Source organism: Streptomyces spiramenti, assembly GCF_012034385.1.
Lineage (GTDB): Bacteria > Actinomycetota > Actinomycetes > Streptomycetales > Streptomycetaceae > Streptomyces > Streptomyces spiramenti.
In genome coordinates this window covers 1-17,139 of sequence record NZ_JAAVJB010000106.1, presented here as the reverse complement: position 1 = coordinate 17,139, position 17,139 = coordinate 1, and the positions used below count along the sequence as shown (strand labels likewise).

The window sequence follows — 17,139 nt, the reverse complement described above, 5'->3', positions numbered from 1 at the left end:
GGCGGTGTCCGACCGGCCCCCGCCCTCGCCCTCACCAGCGGCCGGGGCTGCGAGCCCGGCCGCCGTCCCTGGTGCCGGTGTCCGTGGTGCCGGTGTCCCGCGTTCCGTGGTCCCGCCTCTGCGCGCCGCCCGTCCGCGTGCCCGCCGCATCCGCACCCTCCACTCCCGGAGCACCGCGCCGAGCGGCGCGGTGCCCCCATTGGTAGGGGGCTCTCGGGAGCGGTTGCCAGATGGCGTGAGGGGCTGCGCGCGCCAGCCGGCTGCGCTGGCGCGCGGGGCGCCGGGGCGGGTCCGCGCGGGCCGTCGGCAGGAACGCCGCCCCACCCGTAGCCGCCCCCCACCCGCAGCCGTCCCAGGCCGGGTGGGGGCAGTGTCAGACCCCGGAACCGATGTCGAACAGGTCGAGGCCGACGATCGTCTCGGAGCCGGCGCCGAAGGCGGTCACCAAGGCGTATCCGACCGCCGCGTCGAGCGGGGTGACCCTGCCGGCCGTCCGGTACCAGCGGGTGGCCACCCGACCGGCCGGCTCGTGCCGGCGGTGCGGCTCCTCGCGGATCTTGCCGAGCGGGCGGCGCGGCAGCCGCAGCGGTCCGAGGACCCGCCGGCTGCGGTGGAGTCTGCTGCGGGTGTCGCTGAAGGGGTGGAGATGGACGATCCGGTCCGGCAGGAAGACCCGCGTCCGGCGCGCCCGCCGCGTCCAACCGCTCCGGCCCGCCCGTACCCGCGCCCGCCTGCCGTCGACCGTCAGCCGCAGCCTGCGGCTGTCCCGGCTGCCCATCCGCACCTCGCGGTCGGTACGGGCCCCGGCGTCGCGCTCCAGCCTGACGGTCGGAACGGTGTCGCCGCGGACCTCGACCCAGCCCTCGATCACCCGGCCGGTCAGGGTGATCCGCCCGAAGCGGTCGTCGAGCACGACGAGGTCGACATCGGCGGGGAACCCGTCCTTGTGGCGTGCCATGGACCATGGATACCAGCGGCAGCGGACGCCGGGTCCCCGGACGTGTCCCGATCCTGTACCGGTACGGTCTGCGTGCCGGGGCACCCGGATGCGGCCGGACGCGGGCGCGGGTGGCTGCGCGACGGAGTGGACCGACATGGACACGACGGACGGCGCAGGAACTCAGGGACCGGCGCGGGACGTCTGGAGAGGTATGAACGGCAGCGGAACCCACGGCAGCACCGGCGCGGACGCGTTCGACGACGCGGACCGGCAAGGGCCGGGCGCCTCGTCCGAGCGACCGGGCGAAGAGGCACGCCGCCGGGGGCGCCGCCGGCGGACCACGGTGCTGGCCGTCGTCGCCGCGTCCTGGCTGGCCGCCGGCCTGGCGGTGGTGTGGTTGGACTGGCCGGTCACCGCCGAGGCGGACCGCCCTCACGCGGGTGGGGAGTGGGAGCCGATCCTGGCGGCACCGCTGGCGGACCGCGTAGGGACGGGCACCGTCTGGGCCGGCGACCGGCTGGTGGTGTGGGGCGGTCGCGCGCCCACCGCCGACGCGGGGGCCGTCGAGGGGTTCACCGACGGCGCCGTGTGGTCACCGTCCGGGGAATGGCGCGCGATGGCCGAGCCGCCGCCAGGGTTGGCGCCTGCGCCCGGCGGCTTCGCCCGCTGGACCGGCGAGGAGGTGCTGTTCGGCCCGGTGGTCGCGACGAACCGGGCCGACGACGACACCGACCGGCCGCGCGGCGGCGGGCTCCTCGCCTACGACCCGGCCGGGGACAGCTGGCGCGAGATCGACCTGGCGGGCGAACGACTGACGGTGGGCGGCGCCGACGAGCCGGGCTACGCGGCGGTCATGACCGGCGGCGAGCTGATCCTCGGCCACCCGGCCGCCGTCACCACGGACGAGGACGCGCCGGGTGTCGTGGCCGTCGACCCCGAGGACGGCGCACTGCGCCACCTCGCGCCCGGCCCCTACGCCCCCGACGGCGAGCCGCCGGCGGACGACGAGGACTCGCCGGAGAGCGCCGACACCGACACCGACACCGGTGTCGGGGCCGGCGGCCCCGGCGGTGAAGTGCGGCTGGTACCGGCGCCGGACCGCGTGGTCGCCGTCGTCGCCGACGGCACCGAGACCTGGGTGCTGGCGCTCGGCAGCGGCGAGTGGCGGCAGACCGAGCCGCCGCCGATCACCGGCGACGACCGGTACGTCACCGTGGTCGCCGCGGGCGGGCAGCTGCTCTTCCTCGACGACAGTGCACCGCACGCCTACGACATCGCCGCCGACCAGTGGCGGGAACTGGAACCGCCGCCCACCGAGGTCGGACGGCACGGCATCGGGCACCACTTCCGCTGGACGGGCGAGGCCGCGCTGGCGCCCGGCCGCGTCTACCACCCCGCCGACGACACCTGGTCGGAGCTGCCGGGACCGCCGCTGGCGGAGGGGGAGAAGCTCACCGACCCCTACGTGAGCTGGAGCGGCGAGGCGCTCGTCGTCTTCGGCGGACCCCGCACCGTCTGTCAGGAGGACGCCGAGCGGTGCGAGGCACCGGAGACCACCCCGGACACGCTGGCCGGTTGGGTCTACATCGGCTGAGGCCGCCGACCGACCGCCTCGGCCCCGGCGCGCCGCCCCGACCGGTCGTCCCGCCCGCCCGGCGCGACGACCGGGCCGGTCCGCCGACTCAGCTGCCCGACTCGGCCCGCGGCTTCGGGGGAGTGCCGCGCCCCATGGCGCGGGTGAGGGCGATCTCGATCACGACCCGTTCCGGGTTGGGCTTCGGCGTCCGCCCGTAGCGCTCGGCGTACCGGCGGACCGCGTCCTCGACCGCCGCCGGGTCCTCGTTGACGGTGGCGACGCCCTCCAGGGTCGCCCACCGACCGCGGTGCACCTGGCAGACGGCCGCGGGCAGGCCCCGCTCGCCGGCGGCGCGGACGTGGGCGACCTTGGTCCGGAAGCTGCTGGTGATGACCCGGGCGAGACCGGCGTCCGGGTCGTAGGTGACGCCCACGGGTGTGACGTGCGGCGTGCCGTCCGGTCGGGGAAGGCTCAGCGTGCACAGGTGGTGTTCACGCCAGAATGCCAGGTAGTCGGAGTCGGGGTTCCGCGGGTCGAGGGCCATGGCCCGAGGATAGGCCCGGTGGCGCGGACCGCGGTGCGGGTTCCCTCTCCTGCCCCCACCCGCCGTGCGAGGAGCCCGGCCTCCGGCACCACCGGCACCACCCGCACAACTCTTGATCAGGGGCCCTGGCACATGCGCCTTGAGTGTCCTAGACTCAACTTTGCATAGTCGAGATCTGCAAGGAGGAGCGTCCGCACGTGAACGCCGAGCTGACCAACCGGAGCCGGGACGCGATCAGCGCCGCCAACGAGCGGGCGCTCACGGACGGCCATCCGGACATCACCCCCGTCCACCTGCTCCTCGCCCTGCTGTCGGGCGAGGAGAACGAGAACATCCAGGACCTCCTGGCTGCCGTCGACGCCGACCAGGCGGTGCTGCGCGGCGGTGCCGAGCGGCTGCTCGGCGCGCTGCCGAGCGTCCAGGGCTCCTCCGTCGCCCGCCCGCAGCCCAACCGCGAGCTGCTCGCCGTCATCGCCGACGCCTCCCAGCGGGCGCGCGAGCTGGGTGACAGCCACGTCTCCACCGAACACCTGCTGGTGGGCCTCGCCGCGAAGGGCGGCCGTACCGCCGACCTGATGCGGGAGAACGGTGCCACCGCCAAAGCGCTGGCCGAGGCGTTCCAGCAGAACCGTGGGAGCCGCCGCGTGACCTCCGAGGACCCCGAAGGCAGCTACAAGGCGCTGGAGAAGTTCGGCACCGACCTCACCGCCGCCGCCCGCGAGGGCCTGCTCGACCCGGTGATCGGCCGCGACCACGAGATCCGCCGCGTGGTGCAGGTGCTCTCCCGCCGCACCAAGAACAACCCGGTCCTGATCGGGGAGCCCGGCGTCGGCAAGACCGCCGTCGTCGAAGGGCTGGCGCAGCGCGTGGTCAAGGGCGACGTCCCGGAATCGCTGCGCAACAAGCGCCTCGTCTCCCTCGACCTCGGCGCCATGGTCGCCGGCGCCAAGTACCGCGGCGAGTTCGAGGAGCGGCTGAAGACCGTGCTGGCCGAGATCAAGGAGAGCGACGGCCAGATCATCACCTTCATCGACGAGCTGCACACCGTCGTCGGCGCCGGAGCCGGCGGGGACTCCGCGATGGACGCGGGCAACATGCTCAAGCCGATGCTCGCCCGGGGCGAGCTGCGCATGGTCGGCGCCACCACGCTCGACGAGTACCGCGAGCGGATCGAGAAGGACCCCGCGCTGGAACGCCGCTTCCAGCAGGTCCTCGTCGCCGAGCCCACCGTCGAGGACTCCGTCGCGATCCTCCGCGGGCTCAAGGGCCGCTACGAGGCGCACCACAAGGTCCAGATCGCCGACAGTGCGCTGGTCGCCGCCGCCGCGCTCTCCGACCGCTACATCACCTCCCGCTTCCTGCCGGACAAGGCCATCGACCTCGTCGACGAGGCCGCCTCGCGGCTGCGGATGGAGATCGACTCCTCGCCGGTGGAGATCGACGAGCTCCAGCGCGCCGTCGACCGCCTCCGCATGGAGGAACTGGCGCTGGCCAACGAGTCGGACACCGCCTCCCGGGAGCGGCTGGCGCGGCTGCGCGCCGACCTCGCCGACCGCGAGGAGGAGCTGCGGGAGCTGACCGCCCGCTGGGAGAAGGAGAAGAAGTCCCTCAACCAGGTCGGTGAACTCAAGGAGCGCATCGACGAGTTGCGCGGCCAGGCCGAACGCGCCGAGCGCGACGGCGACTTCGGTACCGCCTCCAAGCTGCTCTACGGCGAGATCCCCGAGGTCGAGCGCCAGTTGGAGGAGGCGGCGCAGGCCGAGCAGGAAGCCGCCCGCGACACCATGGTCAAGGAGGAGGTCGGCCCGGACGACATCGCCGACGTGGTCTCCGCCTGGACCGGCATCCCCGCCGGCCGCCTCATGGAGGGCGAGACGGAGAAGCTGCTGCGGATGGAGGAGGAGCTGGGACGCCGCCTCATCGGGCAGGCCGAGGCGGTGCGCGCCGTCTCCGACGCGGTGCGGCGCTCCCGCGCGGGCGTCGCCGACCCGGACCGTCCCACCGGTTCCTTCCTCTTCCTCGGCCCCACCGGCGTGGGGAAGACCGAACTGGCCAAGGCGCTCGCCGACTTCCTCTTCGACGACGAGCGGGCGATGGTCCGCATCGACATGAGCGAGTACAGCGAGAAGCACTCCGTGGCGCGGCTCGTCGGAGCCCCTCCCGGCTACGTCGGGTACGAGGAGGGCGGCCAGCTCACCGAGGCCGTCCGGCGCCGCCCCTACACGGTGGTGCTGCTCGACGAGGTGGAGAAGGCCCACCACGAGGTCTTCGACATCCTGCTCCAGGTCCTCGACGACGGCCGCCTCACCGACGGCCAGGGCCGGACCGTCGACTTCCGCAACACCATCCTGATCCTCACCTCCAACCTGGGCAGCCAGCACCTGCTGGACCCGGCCGCCGACACCGGCGCCCGGCGCGAGCAGGTCATGGCGGCGGTGCGGTCCGCGTTCCGCCCCGAGTTCCTCAACCGGCTCGACGACGTGGTGATCTTCGAGCCGCTGCGGGGTGACGAGCTGTCGCGCATCGCCCAGCTCCAGATCGACGCGTTGCAGCGGCGGCTGCGCGACCGCCGCCTGACCCTGGAGGTCACCCCCGAGGCGCTCCAGTGGCTCGCGGTCGAGGGCAACGACCCCGCCTACGGCGCCCGCCCGCTGCGCCGGCTGGTGCAGACGGCGATCGGTGACCGGCTGGCCCGCGAGATCCTGTCCGGCGACATCCGCGACGGGGACACCGTCGCTGTGGACGTCGGGCTCTCCGAGGGGCTGCGTGTGGAACGCACCGCCTGACCCGGCATGGGCGAGGGGCCCGGTCCGCACCAGCCGGCGCGGGCCGGGCCCCTCCCACGTCCGGGTGCGGCGGTGCCCCACCGGCCCCGCGCCCCACTGCTCCCGCCGCCCCGCCCCCGCGCCGCACGTCGAACCGCCGTGACACCGGGGCGGCGAGACGGAGAGGCGGTGGCCCACGGTGCGGGGGCGTGCGGGGCGCGTCACGTTTCGGCGGGGTGCGCCGGGACCACTGCGCGGGTTGTCAGGTCGGGGGCCCCATGAGAGAGGATGGAGGGAGTCCGAAGCCTCGACGAAGGGACCCCTCTCGTGTCTGTCGACCCGTCCTCGATCCCCAGCTTCGGAGGGCAGCAGCAGCCGCAGCAGCCCGCTGCGAAGAAGCCACTGGGGCCGATCAAGCCCGACGCCGATCTGGTCAAGCAGCTGCTGGACCAGATGAAGCTGAAGTATGTGGTCGACAAGGAAGGCGACCTCGTCGCCCCCTGGGAGAACTTCCGCACCTACTTCATGTTCCGCGGCGAGAAGGCCCAGCGGATCTTCTCGGTGCGGACCTTCTACGACCGCAAGCACGACATCGAGGAGAAGCCGCGTCTCCTGGAGGTCATCAACGAGTGGAACCGCCGCACCCTGTGGCCGAAGGTCTACACCCACACCCACGACGACGGCACCGTCCGCCTCATCGGTGAGATCCAGATGCTGATCGGCACCGGCGTGGCGCTGGACCACTACGTGTCCTCCACCGTCAGCTGGATCCGCGCCTCCATCGAGTTCGACAAGTGGCTCGTCCAGGAGCTGGGCCTCGCCCAGGACGCCGACGAGGCCGAGGGTGGCGGCGCGGGCGAGGTCACCAACGGTGCCGACGTCTCCGACACCGAGGTCGGCCCGACCGCGGCCAAGGACGACACCGCCACCGACACCGGCGACGTCTCCGGCGAAGAGGGCGACACCCCCCGCCGCGACGGCTGACCCACCGGGCGCACCGGGCGGCCCAGGGCCGCCGAAGCGCCCCGCGCACGAGGGCGACACGGCAGGGCGGCGAGCACCGCACGCGGTCCACGCGCACCCGAGGGGCGCGGTGGGAGGAACACCTCCCGCCGCGCCCCTCGGGCGTCGGCGCCGCACGGCAGGAGCCCCGGGCGCGCGACGCCCGGGGCTCCTGCCGAACTCCGGCCACTCCGCCCGCTCCGGGCCCGGCCGACGCGAGACCGCCGACCGCCGCGCGGCCGGTCAGACCACCTTGGTGTCGGCCTCCGCGAAGTGGCACGCGACCGGGTGGCCGGTACCGCGGTCCTTGAGCACCGGCTCCTCCGTGGCGCAGATGTCCTGCGCCTTCCAGCAGCGGGTCCGGAACCGGCAGCCGCTGGGCGGGTCGATCGGGCTGGGGACGTCGCCGGTGAGGACGGTCCGGCGGCGCATCCGCTCCCGCCGCGGGTCCGCCAGCGGAGCCGCGGAGATCAGCGCCTGCGTGTACGGGTGGGACGGCGCCCGGTACACCTGGTCGCGCGGGCCGGTCTCGACGACCTTGCCCAGGTACATCACCGCGACCTGGTCCGAGATGTGGCGGACCACCGACAGGTCGTGCGCGATGAACACGTACGCCAGGCCCAGCTGGTCCTGGAGGTCCTCCAGGAGGTTGACGACACCGGCCTGGACCGAGACGTCCAGCGCGGAGACCGGCTCGTCCATCACCAGCAGCTTCGGGGCCAGCGCCAGCGCGCGGGCGATGCCGATGCGCTGCCGCTGCCCACCGGAGAACTCGTGCGGGTAGCGGTTGCCGTGCTCCGGGCTCAGCCCGACCAGCCGCAGCAGCTCCGCCACCCGGTCCGGGCCGCCGTCCCGCCAGCGGCCCTGCACCTTCAGCGGCTCGGCGATGATGTCGTTCACCGGCAGCTTGGGGTTGAGCGAGGCCATCGGGTCCTGGAAGACCATGCCCGCGTTCCGGCGGAACGCCTGCATCTCGCCGCCCTTGAGACCGGTGATCTCCCGGCCCTCGAAGCGGACGGAGCCGGCGGTCGGCTTGATCAGCTGGAGGATGGCCCGCCCGGTGGTGGACTTCCCGCAGCCGGACTCACCGACCACGCCGAGCGTCTGCCCGGCGTCCACGCCCAGGCTGACCTTGCTGACCGCCTGGACCTGGCCGGTGACCCGCCGCAGCAGACCCGAGCCGTGGACGGGGAAGTTCACGACGAGGTCGCGCACCTCCAGCAGACGCGGCCCGTCCTCGGTCGCGGACTTCGCCTCGGCCGCCGTGCCGGTGGCGCCGGGCGCGGTCGGTTCGGCCGGAGCTCCCGGTGCGTCCGGTGCGGTCCTGCCGGAGGTCGCCGTCATCGCCCCTCCTCACTTTCGGTACCCGTGCCGTCGGAGGGCACGGTCTGGGCGTCGGGGTGGAAGAACGCGGTGGGGTCCTCCGCCTCGGCGAGCTTGTCGCTGTGGTGGCAGGCCGCCCAGTGTCCCTCGCCGAGGTCGTCGAGAGCCGGCTCGCTCTCCCGGCAGACGTCCGTGGCCAGCGGGCAGCGCGGCGAGAACGGGCAGCCACGGGGCAGGCTGATCAGCGAGGGCGGGGTGCCGTTGATCGGACGCAGCCGGCCCTCGGTGTCGCCCTCCAGCGAGGGGATCGACCCCAGCAGACCGGCGGTGTACGGCATGCGCGGCTCGTAGAAGACCTGGTCGGTGTGGCCGACCTCCACGGGCTTGCCGGCGTACATCACCAGGGTCTTGTGCGCCATGCCGGCGATCACCCCGAGGTCGTGGGTGATCATGAGGATCGCGGCGTTCACCGCGTCCTTGACCTCCAGCAGCTTCTCCAGGATCTGCGCCTGGACCGTGACGTCGAGCGCGGTCGTCGGCTCGTCGGCGATGATCACGTCGGGGTTGTTGATGATCGCCATGGCGATCATCACCCGCTGGCGCATGCCGCCGGAGAACTCGTGCGGGTAGGCCCGCAGCCGCTTGTCGGCCTGCGGGATGCCGACGAGGTCCAGCATCTCCTTGGCCCGGGCCAGCGCCTCGCGGCGCGGCACCAGGTGGTGCGCGAGGACCGCCTCGGCGAGCTGGTCGCCGATGGCGTGGACCGGGTTGAGCGAGGTCATCGGGTCCTGGAAGATCATCGCGATCTTCTCGCCCCGCAGCGCCCGCTGCTGGCCCGGCCGCATCGTCAGCAGGTCCTCACCGCGGTAGGTGACACTGCCCCGGACGCGGGCGCTCTTGGGGAGCAGCCCCATGACGGCCATGGAGGAGACCGACTTGCCGGAGCCGGACTCGCCGACGATGCCGAGGACCTCCCGCGCGTGCAGCGTGTAGCTGACGCCGCGGACCGCCCGGACGACGCCGTCGTCGGTGGGGAACTCGACCGTGAGGTTCTCGACCTTGAGGATCTCTTCGTCGAGCGGGGGCTTGGCGTCGGAGAGGGAGTAGGCGGTGTGGACCTCCTCGGCCGCCTCGCTGACGGCGTCGACCGCGGCCGAGGCCGTGTTCAGCGTCCCCGAGGTGTCGAGGGGAGGGTTGATGGTCATCAGTCACGCACCCGGTTCTGTCGGGGGTCGAAGGCGTCGCGCAGGCCGTCACCGATGAAGTTGACCGACAGCGCGATGCCGATGATGAAGACGCCGGGCCAGTAGAAGAGCCACGCGCGCGTCATCATGGCGGTCTGGTAGTCGGTGATGAGGCGGCCGAGCGAGGTGTCCGGCGGCTGCACGCCGATCCCCAGGAAGGACAGGCCGGTCTCCAGCAGCACCGCCGCGGCGATCGCCAGCGTCACCGAGACGATGATGATGCCGACCACGTTGGGCACCAGGTGGCGGAAGATGATCCGCTTGGCCGAGGTGCCCACCGACCGGGCCGCCTCGACGAACTCCTTCTCCCGCAGCGACAGCACCTCGCCGCGGACGAGCCGCGCGGTCTGCGTCCAGGTGACCAGGCCGAGCATGATGCCGAGCACCACGATGCCCTGCCGGCCCGCCATCGCGGCGACCACGGCGGCGATCACCAGCGTCGGGATGGTGATCATGACGTCGGTGATCCGCATCAGGACGGCCTCGGCCCAGCCGCGGAAGTACCCCGCGCAGGCGCCGATGACGGTGCCGATGACGGTGGCGACCGTGCCGACGAGGAAGGCGACGGTCAGCGAGACCTGCGTGCCGCGCATCACCACGGCGAAGTAGTCACGGCCGATGTCGTCCTGCCCGAAGGGGTGTTCGCCCCAGGAGATGCCGCCGCCACCGAGGAAGGAGGGCCACACGCCCAGCGTCGGCCGGCCGCCCTCCAGGACCACACCGGTCGCGGTGGGGCTCTTGTCCCACCAGCCGGGGATCGGTCCCCAGCCGATGGAGGTGGCGGCGAGGGCGAGGATGAACCCGAAGAGGGCCATGCCGACCAGCGCGCCGCGGTGTCGGAAGAACCGCGCCCGCACCAGCTGGAACTGGGTGCGTGAGGCGACGTTCATGCCCTGGGCGGCGTCGTCGGCCGAACCGGGGGTGGGCGGCGTCCCGGCCGGCTGCGCGGATTTCTTGCGCATCATTTCGAACTCCTGTCAGGACAGCCGGATACGCGGGTCGAGGAAGGCGTAGGCGATGTCGGCGATCATGTTGAAGACGACGATCGCTCCGCCCGCCACCAGGAAGAACGCCATGATCGGCATGGGGTCGCCCTGTTCGATGCCGTCTTGCAGCAGCGTTCCCATCGCCTTCCAGCCGAAGACCCGTTCGGTGATGACCGCGCCACCGATGAGGGTGCCGATGTCGTAGGCGGTCAGCGTGGTGATGGGGATCATGCCGTTGCGCAACGCGTGGCGGGTGATGACCGCACGCTCCGTCAGGCCCTTCGCGCGGGCGGTCCGCACGTAGTCCTGGTTCATGACCTCCAGCATGCTGGCGCGCGTGTACCGGGTGTACGAGGCCAGCGAGACCAGCACCAGGGCCAGCGTCGGCAGCAGCAGGTGCCCCGCGGAGTCCAGGCTGTGCTGCCAGAACGTTCCCTCGAAGTTCGGGGTGGACGGGCCGATGGTGGAGATCACCCGGCCGCGGATGCGGCCGTGGGCGGCGTACCCGGCGAACGCCTGCAGCACGCGGTCCACGAAGATCACCGCGGCGGTGAAGAGGCCGGTGAGGACCGCGGCCGGGATGGCCTGGCGGCGGAACAGCTCCCCGCCGAAGAACCAGCCGATCCCGGCGCAGACGGCGGCGGTGAGCAGCGCCAGCAACAGGAGCGTCAGCAGGTTGGGGTCGTTCAGGACCGGCCCGAAGGCGAAGTAGCAGACCACACCGACGGCGGCCGAGGCCAGCGCGGCCCGCATCGGCGGGCTCGTGAAGTCGAGGCCGGAGACCAGCGTGGTGATGGCGACGGCGCCGGCGAAGGCGGTGAGCGCGACCACGACGGGGCCGAGCCCCGGGTCGGCGAACCAGCCGGTCGCGGAGAGCACCAGCAGCAGGAGCGCCATGGCGCCCGCCGTCGAGCCGAAGACCGTCCAGCGGGTGCGGCGGTCGACGACCAGCACCCCGCTGCACACGGCACCCGTCAGCAGCGAGAGCGCGACCACCATCACCAGCGAGAGTGTGGGGTCCTGCAGCCAGTCGTTGATGTCGACGGCGATGTACTGCTTCAGGAGGGTGCCGACCCAGAACAGCGGCAGTGAGAAGCAGACGAACGCGACAAAGGTGACCGACTGGTCGAAGGCGCTGTACTGCCGCAGGGCGGAGATGACGCCGATGGCGATGCCGAAGACGATGGCCAGCACCGTCGCCGCGGCGAGGAGCTGGAGGGTGGCGGGGAACGCGGTGCCGAGCATCGCGTTGACGTCCTGGCCCTGGCGGTTGACCCCGAGGTCACCCGTGAGCGCGCTGCCGAGCCAGAGGAGGTAGCGGATGAGGACCGGCTTGTCGAGGTTCATCCGCTCGGTGATGGTGGCCATCGCCGCTTCCCGCTCGTTGTCGGGTAGCTGACGTGCCTCCTCCAGCGGATCGTTGGCGTTGGCGGCCAGCATGAACATGACCGCGGTCGCGGCCAGGAACACCCATAGCGAGACGAAGAGCCGCCGCGCGATGAAGACGAGCATGGCGCAGACTCCTGAAGGGTTCCGTGAGATCAGTGAGATCTGTGGGAGATGGTGACAGTGGTACGCGGACGGGGCCGGGGGGCTCTGAGGCCCCCCGGCCCCGCGCTGTGCGTGTTGTCCGGCGAAGGGGCGGCGGCGCGTGTCCGCCGCCCCGACGCTCGGCTGACTTCAGGAGGTCAGCGGGTCCACTTCTGCATGTTCCACACGATGTCCGACTGCGCCGGGTTGGGAACGACGTTCTGCACGTCGTCCGCCCAGGCGGCCATGCCGGGGTGGTTGAAGAGCGGCACCGAGACGCCGTCCTCCCACAGGATCGTGGAGATCTCACTGATGACGCGGGTCTTCTCGTCCTCGTCGACGGTCACCAGGATCTCGTCGAGGAGGGCGTCCAGGTCGGGGTTGGAGTAGCAGCCGTTGTTGTTGCCCTTGCCGCTGGCGGAGCACTCGTCCGGGGTGGAGTAGGTGGAGTTCCAGCCGGAGATGAGCGCGGAGCCGGACCAGGCGGCCATCGCCACGTCGTAGCGGTTGGTGTAGAGCGCGCCGTCCTGGGCGAAGAAGTCGCCGTGGGCCTCGAAGTCGACGTCGAAGCCGGCCTCGCTGCAGGCGTCCTGGATCAGCTGGCCCTGCGCGTTGCGGCGGGGGTTGTCCAGCGTCCGCAGGCGGACGGTGGTGCCGACCGCGTCCTCGTCCTCAAGGATCTCGCGGGCGCCGTCGATGTCCTGCTCGGCGAACTCGTCCGGCATGGAGTTGCTGACGACGTCGTCGTAGAACGGGTCCAGCGGGTGGGCGACGAGGGTGTTGCGGACCTCCGCCTCCTCGTCGATCGGGCGGATCAGGTTCTGCACCAGGGTCTCGCGCGGCAGGCACTTCATCCAGGCCTCACGCAGCGGGAGGCTCTCGGCGAAGACGCCGGACTCGAAGTTGAAGGTGTTGTGCTCGTAGAGGTACTGGTCGAAGACCTCGACCTCGACGCCGCTCAGCGCCTCCAGCTGGTCCCGCAGGTCGGAGGAGGGCTGCGGCGACATGATGTCGATCTCGCCGTTCTGCAGCGCCTGCGCCTGCGCGTCCTGCGCGATGTAGCGGAAGATGACCTCGTCGGCCGCGGCGGGCTCGCCCCAGTACTCCTCGTTGGGGACCAGGGTCAGCTGCTCGCCGGGGGAGTAGGAGCCGATGGTGAACGGGCCGGAGGAGGGGATCAGCGCCTCGTCGGGCAGGCCGCCGTCGATGATCCAGCCGGTCTTGAAGAACTCGACGGCGTCGGCCAGGGCGGTCTCGGCTTCCTCGATGCCGCCGTGCTCACGCTCGCTGTGCGGGGTGGAGTAGTCCCAGTCGACACCCTTGATGATGTCGATGAGCTCGTCCGCGCTCTCCAGGCCGCCCTGCTCGGCGACGACGTGGGCGGGCATGATCGTGGTGTTGCCCTGGCCCGGACCGGCACCCTCCCAGTCGGCGTACGGGGTGAGGTACTCGAGCGTGAACTCCTTGTCGCCCGACTCGCACTCCGGCATCTTGGTGTCCTCGATGCCGGCGGTGCCGGGAGCGGAGAAGTCGAGGAACCCGCCCTGCTGGCTCCACCACATCAGCGCGTCGTCGCAGTCGATCGGCGTGCCGTCCGACCAGGCCGCGTCCGGGTGGAAGGTGTAGGTGACCGTCAGCGGGTCCTCGTTGACGACCTCGTAGCTGCCGAACTCCTCGTTCGGGGTGATCGCCCCGCCCTCACCGAAGAACCAGAAACCGGTGGTGACCTGGTAGGTGGCGACGGAGTTCGCGGCGAGGTTGCCGTCGGACGTGGTGGAGTTCCACGTCGTCCATTCCTGCTCGTAGCCCAGAGTGATGGTCCCGCCGCCACCGCCGTCGTTCTGCGTGTCGTCACTGCTGCCGTTGTCGCTGCCGTCGCTGCCGCAAGCGGTGAGGACGAGAGCCCCACCCATTGCTGCCGCAACCAGCTTCGACGTCCTGCCGAAACGGGTCATCTCCGGGCCTTCCACGATGAGGTCACTTCGGGTGTGAAGTTCCCGAGAGCTTCCTCACTAGTGGTCCGACTCACAAGGGCGGGGCGACGACCGTTGTGCAGACGAGATGCAAGCCACGCTGACCTGTGACCAAAAGGCAGCGGCAAATCGCACTCAAGTGGACATAAGGTAGTTGCGGTGTAGCGGTCTACGTGCGTAGCTGTTCGCAATACGGGCAACCGGCGGGTAACCAAAGGGTCGTTGCGGGGTGAACATCTGAACCCCCTTGACCCCGGGGGGATGGAAACCCCGTCGAGTTGCGGGAAAACGCTGTGGACGTACGGCATTTCGTGGTTCGGTGGTCGTGCGGGTCCGGCAGGCCCGAGCAGCCCACCCCTCACTGCGTGCATGCGGGAGCAGCCATGCTCACCACGATCGACACCACCTACTCCGACACCAGGGCCGCCGACCTCGCCTGGGAGCTCGGCCGAGGGCCGCAGCCGTCCCTCGCGACCCTCGACCTCGAACTCGACGGCGACCACGTGCAGCTCCGCGTCCTCGGCGCCTCGCACCAGGTGCTGCTCCGCTCCGGGGACGCCACCTGCTCGGAGACGGTGGCCTGCCTGCCGGGCAGCCGCACCCCGCTGCCGATGGGCGTCTCCAAGCGCATCGGCGAGATCGACTACGAGTTCGCCGCCCGGGTCGAGACCCTCAGTCCGGGCTCCTTCGGCGGGCGGGCGCAGGAGCTCCTCGCCCTGGTGGCCGACCACCCCCACGGCCTCGCCGCGACCTTCCCCGGCGCCCCGGACGCGTTCACGGCGCTGCTCGCCCACCGCCACGACGGCCAGGTCCACTGGCGCACCTGGCACTCCTACCCGCAGGAGTGCCGACTCGTCGCCACCCGCACCCGGGTCGCCGTCCGACGCCGCGACGACGAGCCCGACACCGGTCCGGCCGACCGCGCCGCCGAGGGCGACCCGGTCGACCACGGCGGCCGTCGCGCCGAGCACGCCGGTGCCCACGCGGGCGGGGTCGGGGGCGGCTCACCGTCCCCCTACTGAACCTCCGGCAGTGCGGCCCCCGCCCGCTGCGTCCGGGTTCGAACGCCGCCGGGCGTGCGTGCGATGCGGCCCCAACTTCCACCCCTGCGGGTGACGTTGCCGTCACGAAACGTCCCGTAGCGTGCGAGACATGATCGACTCCACCGAGGCCGCCCCCGGCGGCGCCGCCGGCGGTCCGCCTCCCGCCGCGGACGCCGGGCGGTCCGCGGCCGGTGGGGCGGTCGATCCCCCGGCCACGACGGCCGAGGCGGCGGCCGGGGCTCCGGGGCCGTCGGCGGTACCGGACGAAGCCGCGGCGGAGTCGGCAGGCGGTCCCACCGAACCGCCGCTCTCCGGCAGGCTGCCGGTCGCCGACGGCACGGGCCGGTTCCTCGTCCTGCTGGCCGTCTTCGTCTGCGCCGCCTGCGGTCTGGTCTACGAGCTGACCCTGATCGCCGTCGCGGACCACCTGGTGGGGGACACCGTCACCCAGACCTCCGTGGTGCTGTCGTTCATGGTCTTCGCCATGGGCATCGGCTCCCTCGCCGCCAAGCGGCTCCGCACCCGCGCCTCCCTCGGCTTCGGCCTGCTGGAGGCGGTCCTGGCGCTGGTCGGCGGCACCTCGACCCTGGTGCTGTTCGCCGTGCAGCTCTGGATCGGTGAGATCCGCCCTGTGCTGTTCGCATTTGCACTCGTCATCGGTTTCCTCATCGGCATGGAGATGCCACTGCTGATGACGCTCATCCAGCGGATCCGGCGGCAGGACGCCGGGGGCGCCGTCGCCGATCTCTCGGCGGCCGACTACGTCGGGGCGCTGCTGGGCGGCCTGGCCTTCCCGTTCCTGCTGCTGCCGCACCTCGGGCGCCTCAACGCCGCCCTGCTCACCGGCGTGGTCAACGCCGTCGCGGGCGGGGCCGTGGTGCTCTGGCTCTTCCACCGCGACCTGACCCGCCGCGGTCGGGCCCTGCTGGTGTCGGTCAGTGCCGCCGTCGTCGTCGCGCTGGCCGCCGCGGTGACCCTCGGCGCCTCGCTCGACGAGGCGGTCACCCGGAGCGTGGAACGTGCGGCCGGGCAGTCGGAGCAGACCGCGGACGCCGGCCCGGTCGGGGACGGCGGGGGTGACCGCGCCGCCCCGGGCGCCGCCGGGGAGGAATGACCCGGAGGTCCGACGCCCGCCCGCCGACACCGCGCGGGGCGGTGGGGAACGGGGGCCGCGACGGGCCGGGTTCGCCCAATGCGGCGCGCGCCCCCACGTGGGCGCCCTCCCAGTGGGTAGGCTCCGCCCCATGGAGCACGAGATCTTCGTACCGTTCTCAGCCACCGTGGTGCGGGCCGCGCTCGCAGAACAGGAACGCGTCGCCCGCTGCGTTCCGGGCTTCCAGGTGGAGCCGGGGGACGACCCCGACGCGCTCGCGGGCCGACTGCGCCTCCGCATCGGCGGCTCCACCATCACCTACCGCGGCACCGTGACGCTCACCGGACGCGGCGAGGGCGTCGACGTCGACGCCGTGGCGTCCGAGGCGCGCGGCAACGGCGCCGTGCGGGTGCGGCTGACCGTCGTGCCGCGCCCCGTCGAGGACGGCTCCGGAACGACGCTGTCCTACACCGGCAGCACCGAGGCGACCGGCCGACTGGCGGAGGTCGAGGCCGCCCAGCGGGAGACGGCCGCCAGGAGGCTGCTGGATCGTTTCACCGAGGCACTCGTCGGTGAGATCGACGCGGCGGAGCCGCCCGCAGCAGCGCCGCGCGACGACGACGACCAGCCCGCGATTCCGGGAATCCCCGGGCCGGGCAAGGGCGACGCCGACCCGCCCCGAGCCGCCGGCACGACCGACGCGGCACCGGCCGACGCGACCGACGCGACGCCACGCGGCGACACGGGCGCGGAGGCGTCCGGCGGCGAGTCCGCGCCCGGCGACGAGCCCGCAGCGGCGTCCCCCGACGCCGGGAGCACGGCGACCGACGAGCGCCCGCAGGCGGAGCCGACCGGGGGAGACGGAGCCGCCGCCGATGACGCGTCCGCCGACACCGCTGCCGCTGCCGCCGCCGAGACCGATGACGAATCGGTGGAGGGCGGACAGGACGGACAGGACGGACAGGACGGACAGGACGGACAGGGCGGCGGGTCGCGGGAGCAGCACGGGGAGGCCGGCGACGCCGACACCGGTCAGAAGCCGCGCACGGAGAGCGAGTTCAGCGGTCGCGACCCACACCTCGACGGCCTCGGCGACGGCCACGGCGATGGGGAGGCCGGG

The 17,139-nt window shown here is 72.6% G+C and carries 11 protein-coding genes and 2 pseudogenes; 6 read left to right on the top strand and 7 right to left on the bottom strand.

The window, feature by feature from the left end; genetic code table 11:
• Positions 1-373 precede the first annotated feature (373 nt).
• Positions 374-958 carry a hypothetical protein gene (locus tag HCJ92_RS14040; protein ID WP_167933913.1) on the bottom strand — a complete coding sequence of 195 codons (585 nt, stop codon included), beginning with the start codon at positions 956-958 and terminating at the stop codon, positions 374-376.
• A gap of 193 nt (positions 959-1,151) precedes the next feature.
• Here HCJ92_RS14040 and HCJ92_RS14035 point away from each other — a divergent pair, with 193 nt between their 5' ends.
• Entirely contained in the window at positions 1,152-2,534 is a 1,383-nt protein-coding gene (locus tag HCJ92_RS14035; RefSeq protein ID WP_167933912.1) for a Kelch repeat-containing protein, read from the top strand.
• An 88-nt stretch (positions 2,535-2,622) separates the two neighbouring features.
• Here HCJ92_RS14035 and HCJ92_RS14030 read toward each other — a convergent pair whose 3' ends face one another.
• Positions 2,623-3,060, bottom strand: a complete 438-nt coding sequence (locus HCJ92_RS14030) for a pyridoxamine 5'-phosphate oxidase family protein (protein WP_167933911.1) — start codon at positions 3,058-3,060, stop codon at positions 2,623-2,625.
• A gap of 197 nt (positions 3,061-3,257) precedes the next feature.
• Here HCJ92_RS14030 and clpB point away from each other — a divergent pair, with 197 nt between their 5' ends.
• Positions 3,258-5,846 carry an ATP-dependent chaperone ClpB gene (gene clpB, locus HCJ92_RS14025; protein ID WP_167933910.1) on the top strand — a complete coding sequence of 863 codons (2,589 nt, stop codon included), beginning with the start codon at positions 3,258-3,260 and terminating at the stop codon, positions 5,844-5,846.
• A gap of 306 nt (positions 5,847-6,152) precedes the next feature.
• Positions 6,153-6,677: pseudogene (locus HCJ92_RS14020) on the top strand (YbjN domain-containing protein); the annotation flags it as partial.
• Positions 6,678-7,070: 393 nt separating this feature from the next.
• Here HCJ92_RS14020 and HCJ92_RS14015 read toward each other — a convergent pair.
• The 5 genes from HCJ92_RS14015 to HCJ92_RS13995 form a co-directional block, all read right to left on the bottom strand.
• Positions 7,071-8,171, bottom strand: coding sequence for an ABC transporter ATP-binding protein (locus tag HCJ92_RS14015; protein ID WP_167933908.1), 1,101 nt, complete (start codon positions 8,169-8,171; stop codon positions 7,071-7,073).
• Complete coding sequence (locus HCJ92_RS14010; RefSeq protein ID WP_167933907.1) at positions 8,168-9,355, bottom strand: ABC transporter ATP-binding protein; 1,188 nt, start codon at positions 9,353-9,355, stop codon at positions 8,168-8,170. The genes HCJ92_RS14015 and HCJ92_RS14010 overlap by 4 nt, the downstream gene beginning before the upstream one ends.
• Entirely contained in the window at positions 9,355-10,359 is a 1,005-nt protein-coding gene (locus HCJ92_RS14005; protein ID WP_209311113.1) for an ABC transporter permease, read from the bottom strand. The genes HCJ92_RS14010 and HCJ92_RS14005 overlap by 1 nt, the downstream gene beginning before the upstream one ends.
• 12 nt (positions 10,360-10,371) lie before the next feature.
• The gene (locus HCJ92_RS14000) at positions 10,372-11,892 is read right to left on the bottom strand and encodes an ABC transporter permease (protein WP_167933906.1); all 1,521 of its coding nucleotides are present in this window, start codon (positions 11,890-11,892) and stop codon (positions 10,372-10,374) included.
• A gap of 176 nt (positions 11,893-12,068) precedes the next feature.
• A complete protein-coding gene (locus HCJ92_RS13995) occupies positions 12,069-13,865 on the bottom strand; it encodes an ABC transporter substrate-binding protein (RefSeq protein WP_167933905.1) in 1,797 nt (598 codons plus the stop codon).
• A 401-nt stretch (positions 13,866-14,266) separates the two neighbouring features.
• On the opposite strand from HCJ92_RS13995, the gene HCJ92_RS13990 reads away from it, so the two are divergent.
• From HCJ92_RS13990 to HCJ92_RS13980, 3 genes and pseudogenes are all read left to right on the top strand, one after another.
• Entirely contained in the window at positions 14,267-14,905 is a 639-nt protein-coding gene (locus tag HCJ92_RS13990; protein WP_167933904.1) for a DUF2617 family protein, read from the top strand.
• A gap of 130 nt (positions 14,906-15,035) precedes the next feature.
• Positions 15,036-15,941 (top strand): annotated as a pseudogene (locus HCJ92_RS13985) (hypothetical protein); the annotation flags it as partial.
• 229 nt (positions 15,942-16,170) lie between these two features.
• Positions 16,171-17,139 (top strand): SRPBCC domain-containing protein (locus tag HCJ92_RS13980; RefSeq protein ID WP_167933903.1); only part of this gene is annotated, 969 nt, incomplete at its 3' end.

Bases quoted from the DNA above. Each gene is read 5' to 3' on its own strand.
- HCJ92_RS14040 (WP_167933913.1), bottom strand. From the start codon at position 958: ATGGCACGCCACAAGGACGGGTTCCCCGCCGATGTCGACCTCGTCGTG.
- HCJ92_RS14030 (WP_167933911.1), bottom strand. From the start codon at position 3,060: ATGGCCCTCGACCCGCGGAACCCCGACTCCGACTACCTGGCATTCTGG.
- HCJ92_RS13990 (WP_167933904.1), top strand. From the start codon at position 14,267: ATGCTCACCACGATCGACACCACCTACTCCGACACCAGGGCCGCCGAC.
- HCJ92_RS14000 (WP_167933906.1), bottom strand. From the start codon at position 11,892: ATGCTCGTCTTCATCGCGCGGCGGCTCTTCGTCTCGCTATGGGTGTTC.
- HCJ92_RS14035 (WP_167933912.1), top strand. From the start codon at position 1,152: ATGAACGGCAGCGGAACCCACGGCAGCACCGGCGCGGACGCGTTCGAC.
- HCJ92_RS13995 (WP_167933905.1), bottom strand. From the start codon at position 13,865: ATGACCCGTTTCGGCAGGACGTCGAAGCTGGTTGCGGCAGCAATGGGT.
- HCJ92_RS14015 (WP_167933908.1), bottom strand. From the start codon at position 8,171: ATGACGGCGACCTCCGGCAGGACCGCACCGGACGCACCGGGAGCTCCG.
- HCJ92_RS14005 (WP_209311113.1), bottom strand. From the start codon at position 10,359: ATGATGCGCAAGAAATCCGCGCAGCCGGCCGGGACGCCGCCCACCCCC.
- HCJ92_RS14010 (WP_167933907.1), bottom strand. From the start codon at position 9,355: ATGACCATCAACCCTCCCCTCGACACCTCGGGGACGCTGAACACGGCC.